Source organism: Stenotrophomonas sp. SKA14 (assembly GCF_000158575.1).
Classification (GTDB): domain Bacteria; phylum Pseudomonadota; class Gammaproteobacteria; order Xanthomonadales; family Xanthomonadaceae; genus Stenotrophomonas; species Stenotrophomonas forensis.
In genome coordinates, this window is sequence record NZ_DS999412.1 from 3185683 (window position 1) to 3203715 (window position 18033).

Below are 18033 nucleotides of genomic sequence, written 5' to 3' on the forward strand. Positions count from 1 at the left end.
CCAATCCGCGCCGCATCCCTCCGGTAGTGCCGGCCGCTGGCCGGCAACCGCGCCCCGCTTCGGTCAGCGCAACAGCACTTCGCGCAGTGCGGCATAGTCAGCCGCGAGCGGTTCAGCGTGCGCTGGCCGTTGCAACAGCGCCTCCAGTGCCGGCGGCATCGCCACCGCGGCGCCGATCAACGGCTCCACCACCGCCTCGAACTTGGCCGGATGCGCGGTGGCCACCACCGCCCAGTCGCCCTTGGCGCCGCGTGCACGCAGGTCCTGCAGGACCTTGACCGCCGTGGCCGTATGCGGGCAGAACAGCTCGCCGCTGCTGGCGCGCGCTGCAGCGATGGTGGCGCGGATGGTGACGTCGTCCACCGCGAACGCACGGAAGGCTGCGCGCAATTCGGCATCGTCGCCGTGGTAGAGCCAGCGCAGGCGCTCGAAGTTGCTGGGCGCGCCTACGTCCATCGCATTGGCTACCGTCGCCACGCTGGATTGCGGCTGGTAGTCACCGCCATTGAAGTACGCCGGCAGTACCGCATTTGCATTGGTGGCCAGCACGATCTGCCCGATCGGTACACCCAGCGCGCGCGCCAGCACCGCGGCCATCGCGTTGCCGAGATTGCCGGTCGGCACGACCAGGTTGAGCCTGCGACGCGTTTCAGCGTGATGGGTGAGTGCCGCATGCGCGTAGTAGCTCATCTGCGGCAGCAGGCGGCCCAGGCTGATGCTGTTGGCCGAGCTCAACGGTACCTTCGCCTGCAATTCGCGGTCGGCCAGCGCCTGCTTGACCATCGCCTGGCAATCGTCGAATGCGCCGGCCACCCGCAAGGCCTGGATGTTGTCGCCGAAACAGCCGAGCTGGTGCGCCTGCCGTGGCGACACGCGGCCATCCGGATACAGCACCACCACGCGCACGCCGGGCTGGCGATGGAACGCCGCCGCCACCGCGGCACCGGTATCGCCCGAAGTGGCAACGACAATCGTCAGGTCGCGGCCCTTGCCGGCCTGCAGCCGCGACAGCGTACCGGCGAGGAAGCGCGCACCGATGTCCTTGAACGCCGCCGTCGGCCCATGGAACAGCTCCAGCACATGGTCACCGCCGCCGAGCGGACGCAGCGGCACCGGGAAGTCGAAGGCCTCGCGGCAGATCGACGGCAGCGCGGATTCCAGCGCATCACCCGCGAAGAACGGCGCCAGCAGATCAGCAGCCGTCTCGGCCAGGCTGGCACCGGCCTGCAGTTCGCGCGTCGCCGGCAGGTTCTCTGGCACGTACAGCCCGCCATCGGGCGCCAATCCTGCGGCGATCGCCGCGCTGAGGCCAACGGCCGGGGACTGGCCGCGGGTCGAAACAAAGTGCATGGGTTCGATATCCAGTAGAGGGGAGGAATTCAGCACAGGCGGGCTCCCGGCGCATCCAGCGGCGACACCCAGGCATCACTGTCGAATCCGGCAGCGGCGAATGCGGCCTGCACGGGTGCCACGGCGGCGCGGGCCTGGTCAGCATCCTCGAACCAGGCGAACACGCTGGGGCCGGCACCGGAGATGCCCGCGCCCATTGCATTGGCCGACAGCGCTGCATCGCGGGCGGCCTCGAAACCGGCAATCAGGCCCGCCCGTCGCGGCTCCACCAGCACATCGCGCAGCCCGGCGCGGACCAGCCCGGCATCGCTGCGATGGCAACCACTGAGGACGAGTGCGAGGTTCGCGCTCTGCGCGACGAATTCGCCCAGTGCATAACTGCCCTGCAATGCCTGGCGCGCGCGCCGCGTTTCCAGCACTGCGTGCGGATGCACCAGCAGGCTGTGCCAGCTGGCAGGCACCGGGATCGGCAGCAGACGATCAGCCGTGCACAATGCCAGTCCCCCCAGCAGCAGCGGACCGACGTTGTCACCGTGGCGGCCACCACTGGCCACCGCCTCGCCATCCAGCGCATGCGGGTACAACGCTTCGCGTGGCAACGGCACATCCAGCAGCGCATTGGCCGCCACCAGCGCCGCAACACTCGACGCCGCCGAGCCGCCCATGCCGGAGCCGAACGGAATGCCCTTGTCGATCTCGACGGCGAAACCGAAGTCCAGGCCCTGCCCTTCGCGCATCGACATCAACGCAGCACCCGCAGTGTTTCCAGCCGCGTCCATCGGCAGTTCGACCGCGCTGCCACGGATCGCCTCGATGCGCACCACCGGTTCGTCGATCCGACGCACGCTTACGGTATCGCCGACCCCGGCAATGGCATGGCCGAGAATGTCGAAGCCCACTGCCACGTTGGCTACCGAGGCGGGCGCGTACGCACGTGCGATCACAGGCGCGCTCCTTCACCAGCGGCCACGCGCAGCAGATCGGCGAACACGCCGGCCGCGGTGACTTCCGGGCCAGCCCCCGGCCCCTGCACCACCAGCGGGTTGTCGCAGTAGCGGCGGGTGCGGAACTGCACCACGTTGTCGGTCAGCCGCAGATTGGCGAAGGCGTGGTCGGCCGGCAGCTCCTGCAGGCCCACCGAGGCACCGTCGGCGCCGAGCTTGGCGACATAGCGCAGCACGGCGCCACGCGCGCGCGCCTCCTGCAGCCGCTGCAGCAGACTGGCATCGGACTCGCCCAGCCTGGCCATGAACGCATCCACGCTGCCGTCGCGCAGCAGGGCCGGCACCAGGCTTTCCACCTGCACCTGCTCCAGGCTGAGCGCGTGGCCGGCCTCGCGGGCGAGGATCACCAGCTTGCGTGCCACGTCCACGCCGGACAGATCATCGCGCGGGTCCGGTTCGGTGTAACCCATCGACCGTGCCTGCGCGACCAGCGCCGAGAACGGCTGGCTGCCATCGAAGCGGTTGAACAACCAGGCCAGCGTGCCGGAGAAGATGCCCTCGATCGCCAGCACCTCGTCACCGGTATCCACCAGGTCGCGCAGCGTGGTGATGACTGGCAGTCCGGCGCCGACCGTGGCCTCGTAGCGGAAGCGTGCGCCGCTGGCAGCAGCGGCCGCACGGATGCGCTGGTAGCGCGGCAGCGGCCCGGCACCGGCCTGCTTGTTCGGCGTGACCACATGGATGCCGGCGGCCAGCCAGCCCTCGTAGCGCTCGGCCACCTCGGCACTGCCACTGCAGTCGATCACCACCGCATGCGGCAGGTGCGCAGCCAGCAGGTGCTCGGTGAAGCGATCCAGGTCGCTGGACTCGCCGGCTTCCTGCAATGCCTGGCGCCAATCGGCATGCAGGCCATCCACTTCCAGGCGCATGCGCGAACGCGAGGCCAGCGCACGCAGGCGCAGGTCGACATTGGCCTTGGCCAGCAACTGCGGGCGCGCGGCCAGCAGCTGATCCAGCAGCGCGGCACCGACATTGCCCGGCCCGATCATACCCACCGCGAAGGTCTGCGGCGACAGCCAGAAGCCCGCATGTGCGGCGCGCAGCGCGCGGGTGGCATCGGCACTGTCCACCGCCACCGAGATGTTGCGTTCGGACGAGCCCTGTGCGATCGCCAGGATGTTCACCTGTGCACGGCCCAGTGCCTCGAACAGGCGCGCCGCCACACCCGGCTGGCCGGCCATGCCGTCGCCGACCGCCGCCAGCACGCTGACGCCGTCGCTGACCTGTACGCGCTGCACCTGGCCCACCGAAAGCTCATGGGCGAACGCATGCAGCAGCGCCTCCCTACCGCGTGCGGCTTCGGCGGCACGCACCACGCAGCAGATCGAATGTTCCGACGAACCCTGCGAGATCATCACCACCGACACCTGCGCCTGGCGCAGGGCGGCGAACACGCGCTCGGCGGTACCCGGCACGCCGATCAGGCCGGTGCCTTCCAGGTTCAGCAGGGCCAGCCCGGGGCTGAGGGTCAGGCCCTTCACCGGCCCGCGCGGCGAGCGCTCGGCGCTGATGCGCGTGCCCGGATGCGCCGGCTGGAAGGTGTTGCGGATGAAGATCGGCAGCCCGAGGCGGATGGCCGGTGACATCGTCTGCGGGTGCACCACCTTGGCGCCGAAGTAGGCCAGTTCGCAGGCCTCGTCATAGCTCAGCGATTCCAGCTGCACCGCCTCGGGCACCAGCCGTGGATCTGCCGACAGCACGCCATCGACGTCGGTCCAGATGTGCAGTTCATCGGCGTTGAACAGCGCGGCGAAGATCGCGCCGGAATAGTCACTGCCGTTGCGGCCAAGCGTGGTGATGCGGTCATGGCGGTCACGCGCCACGAAACCGGTGGCGACCAGGCGCAGTTGTGGATGCTGCAGGCGCCACTTGGCCAGGCGGTCCGCGCTGGCCTCCCAGTCGACATCGACGCCCAGTTCGCCATGCCCGACCACCAGCACGTCGCGCGCGTCGAGCACCGCGCAGTCTTCGCCGCGTGCACGCAGGTGCGTGCCAAGCAGTTGCGCGGAAAACACTTCACCCAGGCCCTGCACGCGATCGAGCACTTCACGGGGCAGCTCGCCGATCACTGCCAGCGCGGCCAGCACCTCGGCCAGCTGCTCGAAGCGCGCGTCGATCCATTCCACGGTCTCGCCCACCTGCTCGCCCAACAGCGCCACCGCAGCGCCACGATGGCGCGCGCGCAGCGCATGCCAGGCCTCACGCCAGCCTTCGTCACCCTTGGCGGCCAGCTGGGCCAGCTCGATCAGCGCATCAGTGACACCCTTCATCGCTGAAACAACAGTGACCTGCAGCGATTCGGGACGGGCCAGCAGCAGGCCGGCAACATGGCGGTAGCGTTCGGCGTCGGCCACCGAGGTGCCACCGAACTTGTGCACGACAGTGGACGGCGCAGCCAGATCGGCCGGGGCAACGGGATGGGCGGGGGCGTGGGAAGACATGCAGACCTCGGTAGGAGGCCCCGTCGCATGCAGGTGTCGAGTTTCCCCGCCACCTGGATGGTGCGGGGCCGTGGTTTTCGGGAGTTACACGAAGACGACGGGCCGCACCAGGGCAGTGGTGACGGTGGTGGTGGTAATGGTGGTGGTGGCGACCGGCGCAGTCGAACGGCCCGCGGTGGCGGGGGCGTTCAGGTTGGCGTGGGCGGCATCAAGGACCATGGCGAACAGAAAACACCGCGCGCCCTGCCGCTGTCAAGTGCTGCGATGCAAAAACACGCTGCCGCGATCATCGGCCAACGTGCCGGCATTTGGTTGCATCTGAGACAAAGCAGCCATCAGCACGCTTGACGGTCGCATTCAGCCGGCATGTTCGGCGATCGCCCGCGGTGCACGGTGGGCATGCGCGCACAGCATCACCCCGGCCACCAGGAACACGATCGCCAGGGCTTCCAGAAGGGTGGGCCAACGCCCCTGCCAGGCAAACGCGTACAGCAGTGCGAACAAGGTCTCGAACACGATCATCTGCCCGGTGAGGGTCAGCGGCAGCAGGCGGCTGGCGCGGTTCCAGAACGCGTTGCCCAGAATCGAGGCGATCACCGCCACACCGGCACTGATCGCCCAGAACCCGCCCCACTGCGCTGGCGTGTGGCTGCCGGTGTGGCCGATGAAGGCCATCGGCACCAGCAGCAGGGCCAGGCCACCGGTGGTAACGCCCGTCAGCAGCGACCAGTCATGGCTGGACAGATCCGGCCGCCGCGCCAGCCAGCGACTGTTGCCGATCGAGTACAGCGCCCACGAAAACAGCGCACCAAACGCGCACAACAGTCCGATCAGGCGCTGCCGCCAGGGCGTCGCCAGGTGTTCGGACATCAGCGCCTCCCAACCGACCAGCGCTACACCGAGTACGCACAGGCCCAGTGCCGGCAACAGCTGCTTCAGCGGCACCGCGCCCTTCTCGCGCACGCCCACCAGGGTCACCACCACCGGGATCAGGCCGACGATGAGCGAGGCCGCCGCGCCGCCTGCCCACTGTACGGCGGTCGCCAGCAGCAGGAAGTAGACCAGGTTGCCGGCAAGGCTCAGCCACAGCAGACCGGTCCATTCAGCACGCCCCAACTGTGGCGCCAGCCGCTTCCAGCGCGGCAGCAACAGCGCAACCGCGATCAGGCCATAGACCAGGTAGCGACCGGCGGACAGTTGCAGGGCATTGAACGACTGCAGCACGGCGGGGGCGAGGAAGACCACGCCCCATAGCGCGCCAGCGGCAACGCCATTGGCGATGCCCAGGGCCATCGGGTTGTTGCGCATTGGGATTCTTCGGGGGGAGAAGAGGCCGCGCAGTGTAGTCGGTGGGCGGCGGAGCCCTCTTGACCCAGGCTACTGCCCTCCGGCCGTTGTAGCGTCGAGCCATGCTCGACTGCTTCTGCACCGGCTATCGCGCGAACGGCAGTCGCGCATGGCTCGACGCTACAGATCGGTGCCCCTGCGCCACGCGGCCGGGGTCTGCCCACACTCGCGGCGCAGCGCGCGGGTCAGTGCGCTCTGCTCGGAATAGCCTGCAGACAGCGCGATGTCACTGATCGGCGCGGCGCTGGTGCGCAGCTGGTGCTTGGCCCAGCGCAGCCGGCAGGCACTGAGCCAGGCCTGCGGGCTGAGGCCGAATTCCCGCTGGAACAGCGCGTGCAGCCGGCTCTCGCTGACCCCAACGAACGCCGCCATGCGCGCCACTGGCCATGCCTGGCCCGGGTCGGCCTGCACCGCCGCACAAAGCCCCTGCATGCGTGCACCGCTGCCGGCCGGTGCAAACGTCTGCAGCAACCGCGGAAGCAGGGCCGGCATCGGCTGGCCGGCCTGCACATCGGCCAGGCACCGGCGCAGCGCCAGCGGCAGGTGCAGCCAGCGCTGGCGGCACAGATGCTCCTGGGTGCCGTCATCGAGCACGCCCGGCGCACAGTCGACGATCACGAAACCGTTCGGACCGTCGGCCATCTGGTCATGAGCTTCGCCGGCAGCCACGAAAGCGCCCTGCAGCAGGTCCAGGCGGCCGCCACGCCCCTCCATCTCGAACTGCAGCTCGCCCTGTAATGGCAACACCCACTGCGCGTAGGCATGGCGGTCCAGGCCGGTGGCCTGGCCATAGTGCCGTAGATGGAAGATCGCGCCCATCCGGGCAGTGTGCGCGTGTAACACGGGCCGTGCAAACCGTTGCTATAGTCGAGGTGTCAACCCACGCAAGGAGTGCAGGTCATGACCCATCAGCACATGTATTTGCTGCTCGCCGCCAGCCTCGGCCTGGCGCTTGCTGTTCCGGCCCTGGCACAGGAACGTACCCCGCCCGCTCCGCACTGCATGGACGCCGTTGGCGTGCAGGAAGTGGAACAGGCCTCACCTCGCTCGATCGCACTGCGCGCGGCCTCCGGCCAGGCGTATCGCATCGATTTCAGCCAGGATTGCCCCGGCGTCCGCACTGCCACAACGCTGAAGCTGGAAGCACCCGCCGGATGGGCCTGCGGTCGTCCCAGCGAGCGCGTGGTGGTCGATGGCCGCAGCTGCGCCGTCAGTGCGGTCACCCCGGTTCAGAACCGGGACTTCGCCAGCGTCGCCCGCGACAGTGACCGCCTGCGCACGGCCACCCTGCCCGCGGTGACCATCCGCGAGCGCAAGGAAATCCGTCGCGGCTTCGGCGGCTCGCCGTCGTACTGTTTCGCCACCCGCAACGTCCGCGCGTGGTCTTCCGACCCGCAGGGCATGCTGGTGGAGACCAATCCGCGCCGCAATGGTGGCCATCGCTACTACCGTGTCGAGCTCGGCAGCCACTGCCGCCAGCTCGATCGTGCACCGCAGCTCAGCTTCCGCTCCGGCATGCAGAACGGGCTGATCTGCGGCAATCCCGGTGACCGCGTCCTCACCGCGGGATTCGAGAATGGTGACCTGCGCAGTGATTCGCTGGCTCCGCTGCCGCAGTACACCCGCGGCGCCTGCACCATCCAGGCGGTGTACCCGGCCTCCAGCCAGGCGTCGAACTAACCGTCGACGCCGAGGAAGGTGAACGGCGCGCTGGGCACGAAGTGGCCCAGCGCATCGCCGGCGAAGGTGTTGCGCTGGTCCTTGCCAAGGTCGAGCTTGAGCACCGGGCCACCGAAATCGACCTTGTTCAGATCGACCCAGAACGTGTTCGGGGTCAACGCCGACTCGAAGAAGTACAGCCGCCGTTTGTGGTCGGCCACGGTCCGCCAGCGCGTCGAGGAGATGTTCGGCTCGCCCGGCGTGGTGATGCCGTATGGCACCGAGGCGTTGCGGATCACACTGAACACACTGGCCAGTGCCTCCACCGGATCTTCAGCCTTGGGAATGGCGTTGATGTAGAACGAGGCGCGCGCGAAGCGATCGGAAGAGCGGTTGGTGCCCGGCAACATCACCGTGCCGCCGATCTGCTGCCAGTAGGTGTTGAGCGCCAGCTGCTGATCGAACACCGGCGAGTTGGTCATCACCTGGTAGCGCCGATCATGATGGATGACCTGGCGCCCACCGATGTACTCGACGATGGCACTGTCACCCGTGGCATCGGACAACGACAGATGCAGCGTCGCCTGGCGGTCCTCGCCGGGCACCTTGTCGGTGACGATCGAGAACGGCTCACGCTTCAGGGCGGCCACCGCCTCGTCCACCGTCGCAAAATTGTCGAGCACGTACTGCGCCCACAGCGAGATCGCCAGGCCCGGCTTGTTGCCGCGCTGCTGCGGGTATTCCGATTCGACCAGCCACAGCAGGTTCGCGACCAGGCCTTTTTCGTTCATGCCGTCGGTGGTCGACACGTCGTAGCCGGTGGCCACCACGCTGCCGTAGCGGGCAGTCCAGGCCAGCGACTTCGGGCCGGCCTGCCCGGTGCGTGCGATGCCACGTGGCAGCACGTAGAGATTGGTGGCGACATCCACCTTCCAGTCCATCGAACGCGCGGTGATCACATCACCGTTGTCGCCCAGGTACACCGCGCGCGTGCAGGCCAGCCCCGGTGCGATCGCCGACGCCAGCGCCATGGCCAGCATCGCCCTTCCCTTCCACTTCATCCGTGCCATGTCACTGCGCTCCGTTCCCCGTGGTCCATGGATCTGACCCGATCCATCGTGACACAGGGGTGAAACCTCAATGCACGAGGCGATCGTGCAGCCAGAAGCCCAGCACCATCGCCGGCACGAACCACAACGCTTCACGCGATGCCACCGCGAGTCCGGCGATGGCCGGCCCCGGGCAATAGCCGGCCCATCCCCAGCCGATGCCGAACAACGCCGCACCCAGCAGCAGGCGAGCGTCCACATCACGTGCGGTGGGCAGCTGGAAGCGGAGGGCAAACCAAGGCTGCGTCCGGCGTAGCACCCTGCGCTGTCCGATCGCACTGACCAGCAGCGCCGAGCCCAGCACCCAGATCAAGGTGGGATCGAACTCGCCACGGATGTCGAGGAAGCCGAGCACGCGCCGGGCATCGGTCATTCCGGAGAGCGCCAGCCCGGCGCCGAACAACGCGCCCGCCACAGCGGCAGCCCAGACGGCGCGGCTCACAACGGGGCTCCGCCGTGACGAACCACGAACGTGGTCAGCATCGCGCAGGCCATGAACACCAGCACCGCCAGCAGCGACCGTTTCGAACCGCGAGCCATGCCGCATACGCCGTGGCCACTGGTGCATCCGCTGCCCAGGCGGGTACCGAAACCGACCAGCAGGCCGGCGCCGATCAGCTGCCAGGCGGGCAAGGTATCGCGCAGCAGTACGCGCGGAGTGCTGCCGGGCACCGACTGCCACCACAGCACCAGCCCTGCAGCTGCCATCAGGCCCATGAGGAATGCCCAACGCCAGCCGCGCTCGCCTCTATCGGCGTGCAGGCTGCCCGCAGCGATGCCGCTGATGCCGGCAACGCGACCGGTGGCAGACAGCAGGCACACGGCAGCGATACCGATCAACGCGCCGCCCGCCAGCGCGCTCCATGGCGGGTTCATGCCCTACCCTCTCTGATGCCATGCATGGGATTGCCTGATTATTTAGATTTCTCTAAATTAGATCTTTCTAAACAAAAAGGTCAACCATGGCCCGCACGCCGCTCGACAGTGCCACGATGGCCGATCACGCCACGCAGGCGGCCGCGCTGCTCAAGAGCCTGGCCCACCCTGCCCGGCTGCAGGTGCTGTGCCGGCTGGTCGAGGGTGAGGCGCCGGTGCCGGAACTGCAGGCGCTGACCGGTTTGAGCGCGTCGGCGCTGTCCCAGCACCTGGCGGTGCTGCGCGGAATGCAGATCGTGGCGACCCGGCGCGAGGCGCAGGCAATCCACTACCGCATGCAGGAAGGCCCGGCGCTGGGGGTGCTGCAGGCGCTGCACGCCACCTATTGCGGCGGCGCTGCGCGCTGATCTCAACCCGCGTGCAGTGCCGGTTGCACTACCGCATCCAGCAGGTCGACCGGGGTCGGTGCCGAACGATCTCCTTCCAGGGTCCGGCTGAAACCGGACCAGTCGCTGCTCGAAAGCTGGCGCAGCAAGCCTGCCTCCACCGGCAAGGCACGCATCGACCAGTACGGAAACTGGCGCTGGCCAAGGCGGCCGCGCGCCAGCTCGATGATGTCGATGTGGCTGCCCGCCTGCAGGATGCGCTCATACACCGAATCGATGCCGTCCGGCGGTCCCTCGATGTACTGCAGGAAGCGATCGCCATCATGCAGCAGCACGCCGGTCACGCCCGCCATCTTGTTGAAACGTGCGGCATCTTCGACCAGCGCCTGCAGCCGCTCAACGGAAAGCTCCGGCAGCGCCCGGCTGACGTAGGCGATGGCGCGCAATGGCATGGTGCGTCCTTGGCAGGGTGTGAATGCACGGTAGCAGTTGCGGACGAGTCCGTCTCAATGCGGGTGCACCCAGCCTGAAGAGTTCAGCTTGCGGTGCCGCCGGCTGCGTCCCACCGCCGCGGGAGCTTCGCTTCGAATACGACCTGCCCTGCCTCGTTGCGCGCGCCGATACGCCCACCATGTGCGCGCACGAACTGATCGACGATATACAGGCCAAGGCCCAGGCCTTTGCTCTGGTGGAAGCTGGCCTTGAACGGCTCGAACAGGCGCGGCAACAGCGCGTCATCGATGTGGCCGGTGTTGCTGACCCGCATCACCACCGTGCGCGCATCGCGCCCATCCAGCTGCACCAGGGCCTCGCTGCCATGCGTCAACGCGTTGCCGACCAGGTTGGCGGCGATCTGCCCCAGCCGATCCATGTCACCCTGCAGGCGGGTATCTCCGATGGCATCGAAACGGATGCGCTCATGACCGTGCGCGCTGCCCGCTTCTGCAATCACTGCATGGGTGACCTCGGCCAGGTCGCAGGCACTGGTCTCAAGCCGCAGGCCACCACTGCGGATACGCGAGAAGTCCAGCAGCTGCTCCACCATCCGCGCCATGCGCAGCGTGCTGGCCTCCAGGTGCTGCAGCGTCTGCTGTGCCCCCGCGTTGTCCTCGGGAAGCTCCAGCGCCAGCTTGTCGGCACAGAGCAGGATCGCCGACAGCGGCGTGCGCAGGTCGTGGGTCAGCACCGCGGCCATCGTCTCATTGAGCTTGAGCGCACGCTCCAGCGCTTCATTGCGCGCCTTCAGCAGCTGCCGCTGCTGGTACAGCTCGATGAAGACGTTGACCTTGCTCAGGATCACCTGCGGTGCCACCGGCTTGTGCAGGAAGTCCACCGCACCGGTTTCGTAGCCCTTGAACGCGCGCACCGGATCGTCCGGCGAGGCGGTCAGGAAGATGATCGGCACCGTGCGGCTGCGGTGCGAACCACGCATCAGCTCGGCCAGGGTAAAGCCATCGATCTCCGGCATGTGCACGTCCAGCAGGGCCAGCGCGACCTCGTGCTCGAGCAGCAGCTCCAGGGCCTGCGCACCCGAGCCCGCCAGCAACAGGTTCACACCCTCGCGCTGCAGCAGGGCCTGCATGGCTACCAGGTTCTGCGGCACGTCATCGACGATCAGCAGGTTGACCGGGGTCTGCGACTGCGCAGGGTCCGGTGGCAGCAGGTTCATGCAAACAACTCCTTCAGGCGACGACACATCAATTCAAGGGGCAGCACGGCGTCGGCGCCGGCGTGCTGCAGAGCGGAGGCCGGCATCATCGATGCTTCGGCTTCCTCGGGGCATTGCAGCCAGGCACGGCCGCCCGCGGCGCGCACCGCGGCAACACCTTCGCTGCCGTCGCTGCTGGCACCGGTCAGCAAAAGCGCCAGTACCTGCGCACCGAACACCGCAGCCGCTGATTCAAACAGGGGATCGATGGCCGGACGCGAGAACAGCACCGGCGCATCGACCGACAACGCTACGGCTTCGGAATCTTCCACCAGCAGGTGGTAGTCCGGCGGTGCGAAGGTCACGGTGCCCGGCTGCAGCGGCTGCTTGTCCTCCGCTTCGCGCACCGGCAGTGCGCAGTACGGCGCCAGCACCTCGGCAATACGGCTGGAGCGATCGCGTGGCAGGTGCAGCACGGCCAGCACCGGCGCGGGCAGCCTTGGCGGCAGTGCGCCAAGCACGGCCTGCAGCGCGGCAACGCCTCCCGCCGACGCTCCCACCACCACCACCGCAGGGCGAGCCTGCACCACCATCAGGCCACCTTCCGGTACAGGCGGTGTTCGCGCGAGCAGACGTCGAAGGCATCGTGGTGATGCCCGAACTGCAGCGATTCCTTGCTGCCCAGGCCAAGGAAGCCGCGGTGCACCAGCGCCTCGCGGAACAGCCCGACCGCCCGGTCCTGCAGGTCGCGGTTGAAGTAGATCAGCACGTTCCGGCACGACACCAGATGCACTTCGGAAAACACGGTGTCGGTGGCCAGGCTGTGGTCTGCGAACACCACGTTGCGGCGCAACTGGCGGTCGAACACCGCGCCATCGTAGGCGGTGGCGTAATAGTCCGACAGTGATGCCGTGCCGCCCGCCGCCAGATAGTTGCGGCTGAACTGCGCCATGCGGTCGATGCCATACGCACCGGCTTCGGCGGTGGCCAGTGCCGCCGGATTGATGTCGGTGGCATAGACGATGCTGCGCTCGAGCAGGCCTTCCTCGTGCAGCAGGATCGCCAGCGACCACACTTCCTCGCCGGTACTGCACCCGGCCACCCACAGCTTCACCGAGGGATAGGTGCGCAGCACCGGCACCACCTGTTCGCGCAGCTCGCGGAAATAGGCCGGGTCACGGAACATTTCCGAGACCTGCACGGTGAAGAACTGCATGGCCTGGGCGAACAGCTCCGGCTCGTGCAACAGGCGGTGCTGCAGATCGACCAGGCGATCGCACTCGTAACGCTGCATGGCCTGGCGCATGCGACGCCGCAGCGACGACACCGCGTAGCTGCGGAAATCGTAGTGGTAGCGCTGGTACAGCGCCTCCAGCAGGATTTTCAGCTCCAGGTCGAACAGCGCCTGCTCGTTCATTGCCGCGAACACCAGACGCGGCACAGCGAGACCAGCTTGTCGACGTCAATGGGCTTGGCGATGTAATCGTTGGCGCCGGCCTGCAGGCAGCGCTCGCGGTCGTCCGGCATCGCCTTGGCGGTCAGCGCGATGATCGGCAGGTCCTGCAGGTGGCGCTGCGCACGGATCTCGCGCATCGCCGCCAGGCCGTCCTTCTCCGGCATCATGATGTCCATCAGCACCAGATCGACCTCGCGCTCGGCCAGGCGATCCACCGCCTCCTGGCCATTGCGCGCGATCTCCAGGGTCACGCCCAGCGGTTCAAGCACGCTGGACAGGGCAAAGATGTTGCGCACATCGTCCTCGGCCAGCAGCACGGTGCGACCATCGAGCACGGTATCGCGGCGCCGTGCTTCGCGCAGCAGGCGCTGCTGGTCGGTCGGCAGGCTGGCTTCGACGCTGTGCAGGAACAGGGTCACTTCGTCCAGCAGGCGTTCGGGCGAACGTGCGCCCTTGATGATGATGCTCTTCGAATAGCGGCGCAGGCGCTGCTCTTCCTCGCGGTTGAGCGCCCGGCCGGTGTAGACGATCACCGGCGGGAAGCCGACATCGTCATTGCCTGCCATGTGCTCCAGCAGGTCGTAGCCGCTGCCGTCGGGCAGCGACAGATCCATCACCATGCAATCGAAGGTGACGGTGCTGAGCTGCTCCAGCGCGCCGGCCAGGGTACCCACCGCGATGATCTGCAGCTGCTCGCGGCCGAGCAGCAGTTCCAGGTTGTGGCGCAGCTCGCTGTCGTCTTCGACGATCAGCAGGCGCCGAACATCACGCTGGCTGGTCTGCTCCAGCTGTTCGATGGCCGCCACCAGCCGCTCGCGCGTGGTCGGCTTGATCGCAAAACCAATCGCACCCAGCTCACGCGCCACCTGGCCGCGATCCATCGCCGAAACGACGTGCACCGGAATATGGCGTGTGTCCGGATTGCGCTTCAAGCGTTCCAGAACGCTCAGGCCAGACACATCGGGCAGCCCGATATCGAGCAGGATGCCGTTGGGGCGCAGTTCCGAGGCCAGCGACAGGGCTTCCTCGGCGGTGGTTGCGACCACGCAGTCGAAATCCAGCTCGTGGGCCAGCACCACCAGCGCCTCGGCGAAGGTGGCGTCGTCCTCGACCGCCAGGATCAAGCGTCCGGCGCGTTGGCGACGTCCGCGGTCATCGGCCACATTGGCGATGGCCGGCGCTGCCGCCGGGGTGACCGCAGGTGCGGCAGCCGTGCGTGCGGCAACCGCTGCAACAGGCTGCGGCGAAGCCGGGATGGACACCGGGTCCGACGCTTCACCCGATGCCGCTACCGGCGCGCCCTGCAGCGGCAGTTCCAGGATGAAGCAGCTGCCGCGGCCCGGCTCGCTGTCGACGTGGATGCTGCCGCCCATGCGCTCGGCAAGATCGCGCGAGATCGACAGGCCCAGGCCGGTGCCGCCGTAGCGGCGACGGGTGCTGCCATCGGCCTGGCGGAAGGCTTCGAAGATGACCTGCAGCTGCTCACGGGCAATGCCGATACCCGTATCGGCGACTTCGAAGCGGATGCGGCCGCTGCCAGCCGCACGAACGTGCAGGCTGACCTTGCCGTGCTCGGTGAACTTCAGGGCATTGGCCAGCAGGTTCTTCAGGATCTGCTGCAGGCGCTGGCTGTCGGCCACCAGCTGGCTTGGCGCCAGCGCATCGGCCTCGATCTGCAACGCCAGGCCCTTCTGCCGCGCCATCGGCTCGAAGGTCTCGCGCAGGCGCTGCACGACGCTGTCCACCACCACCACTTCGTCGGCCAGTTCGACGTGGCCGGCCTCGATGCGCGACAGGTCGAGGATGTCGTTGATCAGTGCCAGCAGGTCGTTGTTGGACGACAGGATGGCGCGGGCATATTTCACCTGCTCGTCGGTCAGGGTGCCGTCCTTGTTGTCGGCCAGCAGCTTGGCCAGGATCAGCGAGCTGTTCAGCGGTGTGCGAAGTTCGTGCGACATGTTGGCCAGGAACTCGGACTTGTAGCGCGAGGTGGCCGCCAGTTCGTTGCTGTTGCGCACCAGCTGGCCCTGCGCCACCAGCAGCGCCTGCTTCTGCGCCTCCAGCTCGTGGGTGCGCTCTTCCAGCTGGACGTTGCTCTGCTCCAACTCCGCCTGTTGTTCTTCCAGGTGGCTCTGCGACTGCTGCAGGCTGCGGCTCTGCTCTTCCAGTTCCTCGTTGGCCACCCGCAGTTCTTCCTGCTGCGCCTGCAGTTCCTCGCCCTGGCGCTGCGATTCCTCCAGCAGCACCACCAGCCGTGCGCGCAGCAGCGAGGCGCGCAAGGCCATGCCGATGGTCTCGCCACAGCGTTCCAGCAGCTCGCGATCCAGGTCGCGCTGCCCGCCCACCTGGGTGCGGCCCAGTTCGATGACACCGACGACGGCGCCATCGCTGCTGATCGGCGCCAGGATGCGCTCGCTGACCGGCAGTCGCCCCAGGCTTGTCTGCAGTTCAAGCACGGCGGCCTCACCGCCGTGCAGGTGCCGGATGCGCTCGTCACGGGCCACCTGCCCGGCCACGCCTTCCTGCAATGCCAGCGATGCCGGCATGCCCGACGGCAGTGCCATGCCACCGGTCAGCTGCAGGCGTCCGCCGTCCAGCCGGTATACCGCGCCAACGTCTGCCTGCAGCTGGCCGCCCAGCTGGCTGGCCGCCGCCTCGGCAATCTGCTCAGGCCCCAGGTCGCCACGCAGGCTCATCGCCACCGCGTTCTCTGCTTCCTGCAGCCACAGTGCCCGCATCGCCTGCCGCCGCGCTTCGATGGCGCGGGAGACGATCAACGCGATCATCAGGAACGCACAGCCACCAATACTGCGATTGACGAACGAGAACGATGAATTGTTGCTGGCCGGCGCCACGTTGAAGCCGATCACCAGCAGCACACAGGCGATCGCGGCAACGATGAACGGCGCGCGCACGCTGCGCTGGAACACCGTCACGCCTACCGCGAGGAAATAGGCCAGCCACACCGCGTAGCCCAGCGGCACCACCAGCTCCAGGGCAATGGTGGCCGCCAGCAATACGGCGGAGGTCATCCAGATCCAGCGGTCACGCGTGGTCGCACCAGGACGCATGCAGGTCGGTTCCAGAGGGCTAAGGGTGGGTGATGGTACTCCGTGTCGCATTCAGCCGCACAGGACATTTGGCACGTGCCGCACCTGCACGTATCCTTCACACTTCAATGCCTAGCTTCACGTCCCTCACAGGGGTAACACTTATTTCCACGTGGACGCTGCAGCCTCTACGACGTCCGTACTGACGGACCCTTCCCGACAACTGCGACTGCTGATCGACAGCGTGCGCGATCATGCGCTGTACCTGCTTGATCCCGAAGGCATCGTCTGCAGCTGGAACCCCGGCGCCGAGCGCATCAAGGGCTATTCAGCCAACGAAGTAGTGGGAACGCATTTCGGTCGTTTCTACCTGCCCGCCGAGCGCGATGCCGGTGAGCCGCAGCGCCTGCTTCGCCTCGCGGCGCAGCACGGCCATGTCGCCAGCGAGGGCTGGCGGGTTCGCCATGACGGCTCTTCGTTCCGCGCCAGCGTGGTCATCGAACCGGTCATCGAGGGCGGCGAACTGCTCGGGTTCGTCAAGATCACCCGCGACATCACCGAACACTGGCAGGCACAGCGCCTGCTGCGGGATGCCCAGCGTGCACTGCGCAACACCCAGCAGTTCGAGACGGTCGGCCGGCTCAGCCGCGGCCTGTCGCACGAGTTCAACAACCTGCTGACCACCATCGGCAACGCGCTGGACCTGCTGTCACTGCGCGTGAGCGGTGACGACGTGCGCGCCGCCGAACTGCTCGATGCCGCCCAGGCCGCGACCGACCGCGGCGCCCTGCTGACCCGCCAACTGCTGGCCTTCAGCACCGGCCAGACCCTGATCCGCGAGCCATTGGACATGAACGCGCTGGTGCGGCAGTGGTTGCCGGATCTGCAGCGTGCCTGCCCGCCCACGGTGACCCTGGATGCACGCCTCACACCGGGCCTGCCGCCGGTCAGCACCGATGCGCTGCAGCTGCAGACCGCGCTGGCCAACCTGGTCGCCAATGCGGTGGAAGCCACCGTGGATGGCGGCCGCATCCTGATCGGCACGGCACTGGAACATCGCCTCGACCCGGATGCGGACACCACGCTGCAACGCGGATATGTCACCCTCAGCGTCTGCGATGAAGGCCACGGCATGGCCGCCGACATCGCCGAGCGGGCGACCGAGCCGTTCTTCACCACCAAGGACATCGGCAAGGGCAGCGGCCTGGGCTTGAGCCAGGTGTTCGGATTCACTACCCAGAGCGGCGGCTTCGTCGACGTGTCCACCACCCCCGGTGTTGGCACCACGGTCAGCCTGCTGCTCCCCGCAACAGAGGAAGCACCCGATGACCGATGACCCGATCCGCGTACTGATGGTGGAGGACCAGACTGATCTTCGCGAGATGATCGGCCTGGCCCTGCGCGACTTCGGCATCGAGGTGGCCACCACCGCCGATGGCCACGAGGCCGCGGAGCTGCTCAAGGGCGAAGCGCGCTTCGATGTGGTGTTCAGCGATATCAGCATGCCCAACGGCATGTCCGGTATCGAGCTGAGCGAGCACGTGGCGCGCGAACAACCGCAGGCACGGATGATCCTCTCATCCGGCTACGCGCGCTCGCAGCTTCCGCCACTGCCGGAGAAGGTCGAGTTCCTGCCCAAGCCCTACCGCCTGCGCCAGCTGGTGCAGCTGCTGAAGCAGGATTGAGACTCCGCCGGGCTTGGCCCGG

The 18033-nt window shown here is 67.6% G+C and carries 18 protein-coding genes; 5 read left to right on the forward strand and 13 right to left on the reverse strand.

The window, feature by feature from the left end:
* Positions 1–63: 63 nt before the first annotated feature.
* The 3 genes from thrC to thrA are packed head-to-tail and all read right to left on the reverse strand — an operon-like array spanning position 64 to position 4795.
* Positions 64–1350: a threonine synthase gene (gene thrC, locus SSKA14_RS14335; RefSeq protein ID WP_008265294.1), complete on the reverse strand. Its 1287-nt coding sequence runs from the start codon at positions 1348–1350 to the stop codon at positions 64–66.
* Between the two features lie 29 nt (positions 1351–1379).
* Complete coding sequence (locus SSKA14_RS14340) at positions 1380–2294, reverse strand: homoserine kinase (protein WP_040007875.1); 915 nt, start codon at positions 2292–2294, stop codon at positions 1380–1382.
* Entirely contained in the window at positions 2291–4795 is a 2505-nt protein-coding gene (gene thrA, locus SSKA14_RS14345; RefSeq protein ID WP_008267386.1) for a bifunctional aspartate kinase/homoserine dehydrogenase I, read from the reverse strand. Before thrA ends, SSKA14_RS14340 begins: the two co-directional genes overlap by 4 nt.
* Before the next feature lie 27 nt (positions 4796–4822).
* On the opposite strand from thrA, the gene SSKA14_RS24005 reads away from it, so the two are divergent.
* The gene (locus SSKA14_RS24005; protein WP_198283610.1) at positions 4823–5143 is read left to right on the forward strand and encodes a hypothetical protein; all 321 of its coding nucleotides are present in this window, start codon (positions 4823–4825) and stop codon (positions 5141–5143) included.
* Between the two features lie 9 nt (positions 5144–5152).
* On the opposite strand, the gene SSKA14_RS14350 is transcribed toward SSKA14_RS24005, so the two are convergent.
* Positions 5153–6103, reverse strand: coding sequence for a DMT family transporter (locus SSKA14_RS14350; protein ID WP_008265270.1), 951 nt, complete (start codon positions 6101–6103; stop codon positions 5153–5155).
* A 159-nt stretch (positions 6104–6262) separates the two neighbouring features.
* Positions 6263–6961 (reverse strand): AraC family transcriptional regulator, encoded by a 699-nt coding sequence (locus tag SSKA14_RS14355; protein WP_008264644.1) that lies wholly within the window; start codon positions 6959–6961, stop codon positions 6263–6265.
* Positions 6962–7042: 81 nt separating this feature from the next.
* Between SSKA14_RS14355 and SSKA14_RS14360 the strand changes: the two genes are divergently transcribed.
* Positions 7043–7822: a DUF6491 family protein gene (locus SSKA14_RS14360; RefSeq protein ID WP_040007878.1), complete on the forward strand. Its 780-nt coding sequence runs from the start codon at positions 7043–7045 to the stop codon at positions 7820–7822.
* Here SSKA14_RS14360 and SSKA14_RS14365 read toward each other — a convergent pair.
* The 3 genes from SSKA14_RS14365 to SSKA14_RS14375 form a co-directional block, all read right to left on the reverse strand.
* Positions 7819–8871, reverse strand: a complete 1053-nt coding sequence (locus SSKA14_RS14365; protein ID WP_008265611.1) for a linear amide C-N hydrolase — start codon at positions 8869–8871, stop codon at positions 7819–7821. The genes SSKA14_RS14360 and SSKA14_RS14365 overlap by 4 nt on opposite strands.
* A 67-nt stretch (positions 8872–8938) precedes the next feature.
* Positions 8939–9352: a DUF6691 family protein gene (locus SSKA14_RS14370; protein ID WP_040007881.1), complete on the reverse strand. Its 414-nt coding sequence runs from the start codon at positions 9350–9352 to the stop codon at positions 8939–8941.
* Positions 9349–9786 (reverse strand): YeeE/YedE family protein, encoded by a 438-nt coding sequence (locus tag SSKA14_RS14375; protein ID WP_008268704.1) that lies wholly within the window; start codon positions 9784–9786, stop codon positions 9349–9351. The genes SSKA14_RS14370 and SSKA14_RS14375 overlap by 4 nt, the downstream gene beginning before the upstream one ends.
* Positions 9787–9872: 86 nt before the next feature.
* On the opposite strand from SSKA14_RS14375, the gene SSKA14_RS14380 reads away from it, so the two are divergent.
* Positions 9873–10193 carry a metalloregulator ArsR/SmtB family transcription factor gene (locus tag SSKA14_RS14380; protein WP_008264658.1) on the forward strand — a complete coding sequence of 107 codons (321 nt, stop codon included), beginning with the start codon at positions 9873–9875 and terminating at the stop codon, positions 10191–10193.
* 2 nt (positions 10194–10195) lie between these two features.
* Here the strand turns inward: SSKA14_RS14380 and SSKA14_RS14385 are convergent, their stop codons facing one another.
* The 5 genes from SSKA14_RS14385 to SSKA14_RS14405 form a co-directional block, all read right to left on the reverse strand.
* The gene (locus SSKA14_RS14385; RefSeq protein ID WP_008268182.1) at positions 10196–10624 is read right to left on the reverse strand and encodes a BLUF domain-containing protein; all 429 of its coding nucleotides are present in this window, start codon (positions 10622–10624) and stop codon (positions 10196–10198) included.
* 83 nt (positions 10625–10707) lie between these two features.
* Entirely contained in the window at positions 10708–11841 is a 1134-nt protein-coding gene (locus tag SSKA14_RS14390; RefSeq protein WP_008266895.1) for a hybrid sensor histidine kinase/response regulator, read from the reverse strand.
* A complete protein-coding gene (locus tag SSKA14_RS14395) occupies positions 11838–12413 on the reverse strand; it encodes a chemotaxis protein CheB (protein ID WP_008266456.1) in 576 nt (191 codons plus the stop codon). Before SSKA14_RS14395 ends, SSKA14_RS14390 begins: the two co-directional genes overlap by 4 nt.
* The gene (locus tag SSKA14_RS14400) at positions 12413–13237 is read right to left on the reverse strand and encodes a CheR family methyltransferase (protein WP_006436197.1); all 825 of its coding nucleotides are present in this window, start codon (positions 13235–13237) and stop codon (positions 12413–12415) included. The genes SSKA14_RS14395 and SSKA14_RS14400 overlap by 1 nt, the downstream gene beginning before the upstream one ends.
* On the reverse strand, positions 13234–16347 hold the full coding sequence (locus SSKA14_RS14405; protein WP_040007887.1) for a response regulator: 3114 nt from the start codon (positions 16345–16347) through the stop codon (positions 13234–13236). The genes SSKA14_RS14400 and SSKA14_RS14405 overlap by 4 nt, the downstream gene beginning before the upstream one ends.
* 151 nt (positions 16348–16498) lie before the next feature.
* Between SSKA14_RS14405 and SSKA14_RS14410 the strand changes: the two genes are divergently transcribed.
* The gene (locus SSKA14_RS14410; protein WP_008265284.1) at positions 16499–17662 is read left to right on the forward strand and encodes a PAS domain-containing sensor histidine kinase; all 1164 of its coding nucleotides are present in this window, start codon (positions 16499–16501) and stop codon (positions 17660–17662) included.
* Positions 17652–18011: a response regulator gene (locus SSKA14_RS14415; protein WP_006436191.1), complete on the forward strand. Its 360-nt coding sequence runs from the start codon at positions 17652–17654 to the stop codon at positions 18009–18011. Before SSKA14_RS14410 ends, SSKA14_RS14415 begins: the two co-directional genes overlap by 11 nt.
* Positions 18012–18033 lie beyond the last annotated feature (22 nt).

Excerpts from the sequence above, each read along its gene's own strand:
- SSKA14_RS14385 (WP_008268182.1), bottom strand. The coding sequence starts at position 10,624 with ATGCCATTGCGCGCCATCGCCTACGTCAGCCGGGCGCTGCCGGAGCTT.
- SSKA14_RS24005 (WP_198283610.1), top strand. The coding sequence starts at position 4,823 with ATGCAGGTGTCGAGTTTCCCCGCCACCTGGATGGTGCGGGGCCGTGGT.
- SSKA14_RS14415 (WP_006436191.1), top strand. The coding sequence starts at position 17,652 with ATGACCGATGACCCGATCCGCGTACTGATGGTGGAGGACCAGACTGAT.
- SSKA14_RS14390 (WP_008266895.1), bottom strand. The coding sequence starts at position 11,841 with ATGAACCTGCTGCCACCGGACCCTGCGCAGTCGCAGACCCCGGTCAAC.
- SSKA14_RS14380 (WP_008264658.1), top strand. The coding sequence starts at position 9,873 with ATGGCCCGCACGCCGCTCGACAGTGCCACGATGGCCGATCACGCCACG.
- SSKA14_RS14355 (WP_008264644.1), bottom strand. The coding sequence starts at position 6,961 with ATGGGCGCGATCTTCCATCTACGGCACTATGGCCAGGCCACCGGCCTG.
- SSKA14_RS14395 (WP_008266456.1), bottom strand. The coding sequence starts at position 12,413 with ATGGTGGTGCAGGCTCGCCCTGCGGTGGTGGTGGTGGGAGCGTCGGCG.
- SSKA14_RS14350 (WP_008265270.1), bottom strand. The coding sequence starts at position 6,103 with ATGCGCAACAACCCGATGGCCCTGGGCATCGCCAATGGCGTTGCCGCT.
- SSKA14_RS14405 (WP_040007887.1), bottom strand. The coding sequence starts at position 16,347 with ATGCGTCCTGGTGCGACCACGCGTGACCGCTGGATCTGGATGACCTCC.
- thrC (WP_008265294.1), bottom strand. The coding sequence starts at position 1,350 with ATGCACTTTGTTTCGACCCGCGGCCAGTCCCCGGCCGTTGGCCTCAGC.
- SSKA14_RS14375 (WP_008268704.1), bottom strand. The coding sequence starts at position 9,786 with ATGAACCCGCCATGGAGCGCGCTGGCGGGCGGCGCGTTGATCGGTATC.
- SSKA14_RS14365 (WP_008265611.1), bottom strand. The coding sequence starts at position 8,871 with ATGGCACGGATGAAGTGGAAGGGAAGGGCGATGCTGGCCATGGCGCTG.
- thrA (WP_008267386.1), bottom strand. The coding sequence starts at position 4,795 with ATGTCTTCCCACGCCCCCGCCCATCCCGTTGCCCCGGCCGATCTGGCT.
- SSKA14_RS14360 (WP_040007878.1), top strand. The coding sequence starts at position 7,043 with ATGACCCATCAGCACATGTATTTGCTGCTCGCCGCCAGCCTCGGCCTG.
- SSKA14_RS14400 (WP_006436197.1), bottom strand. The coding sequence starts at position 13,237 with ATGAACGAGCAGGCGCTGTTCGACCTGGAGCTGAAAATCCTGCTGGAG.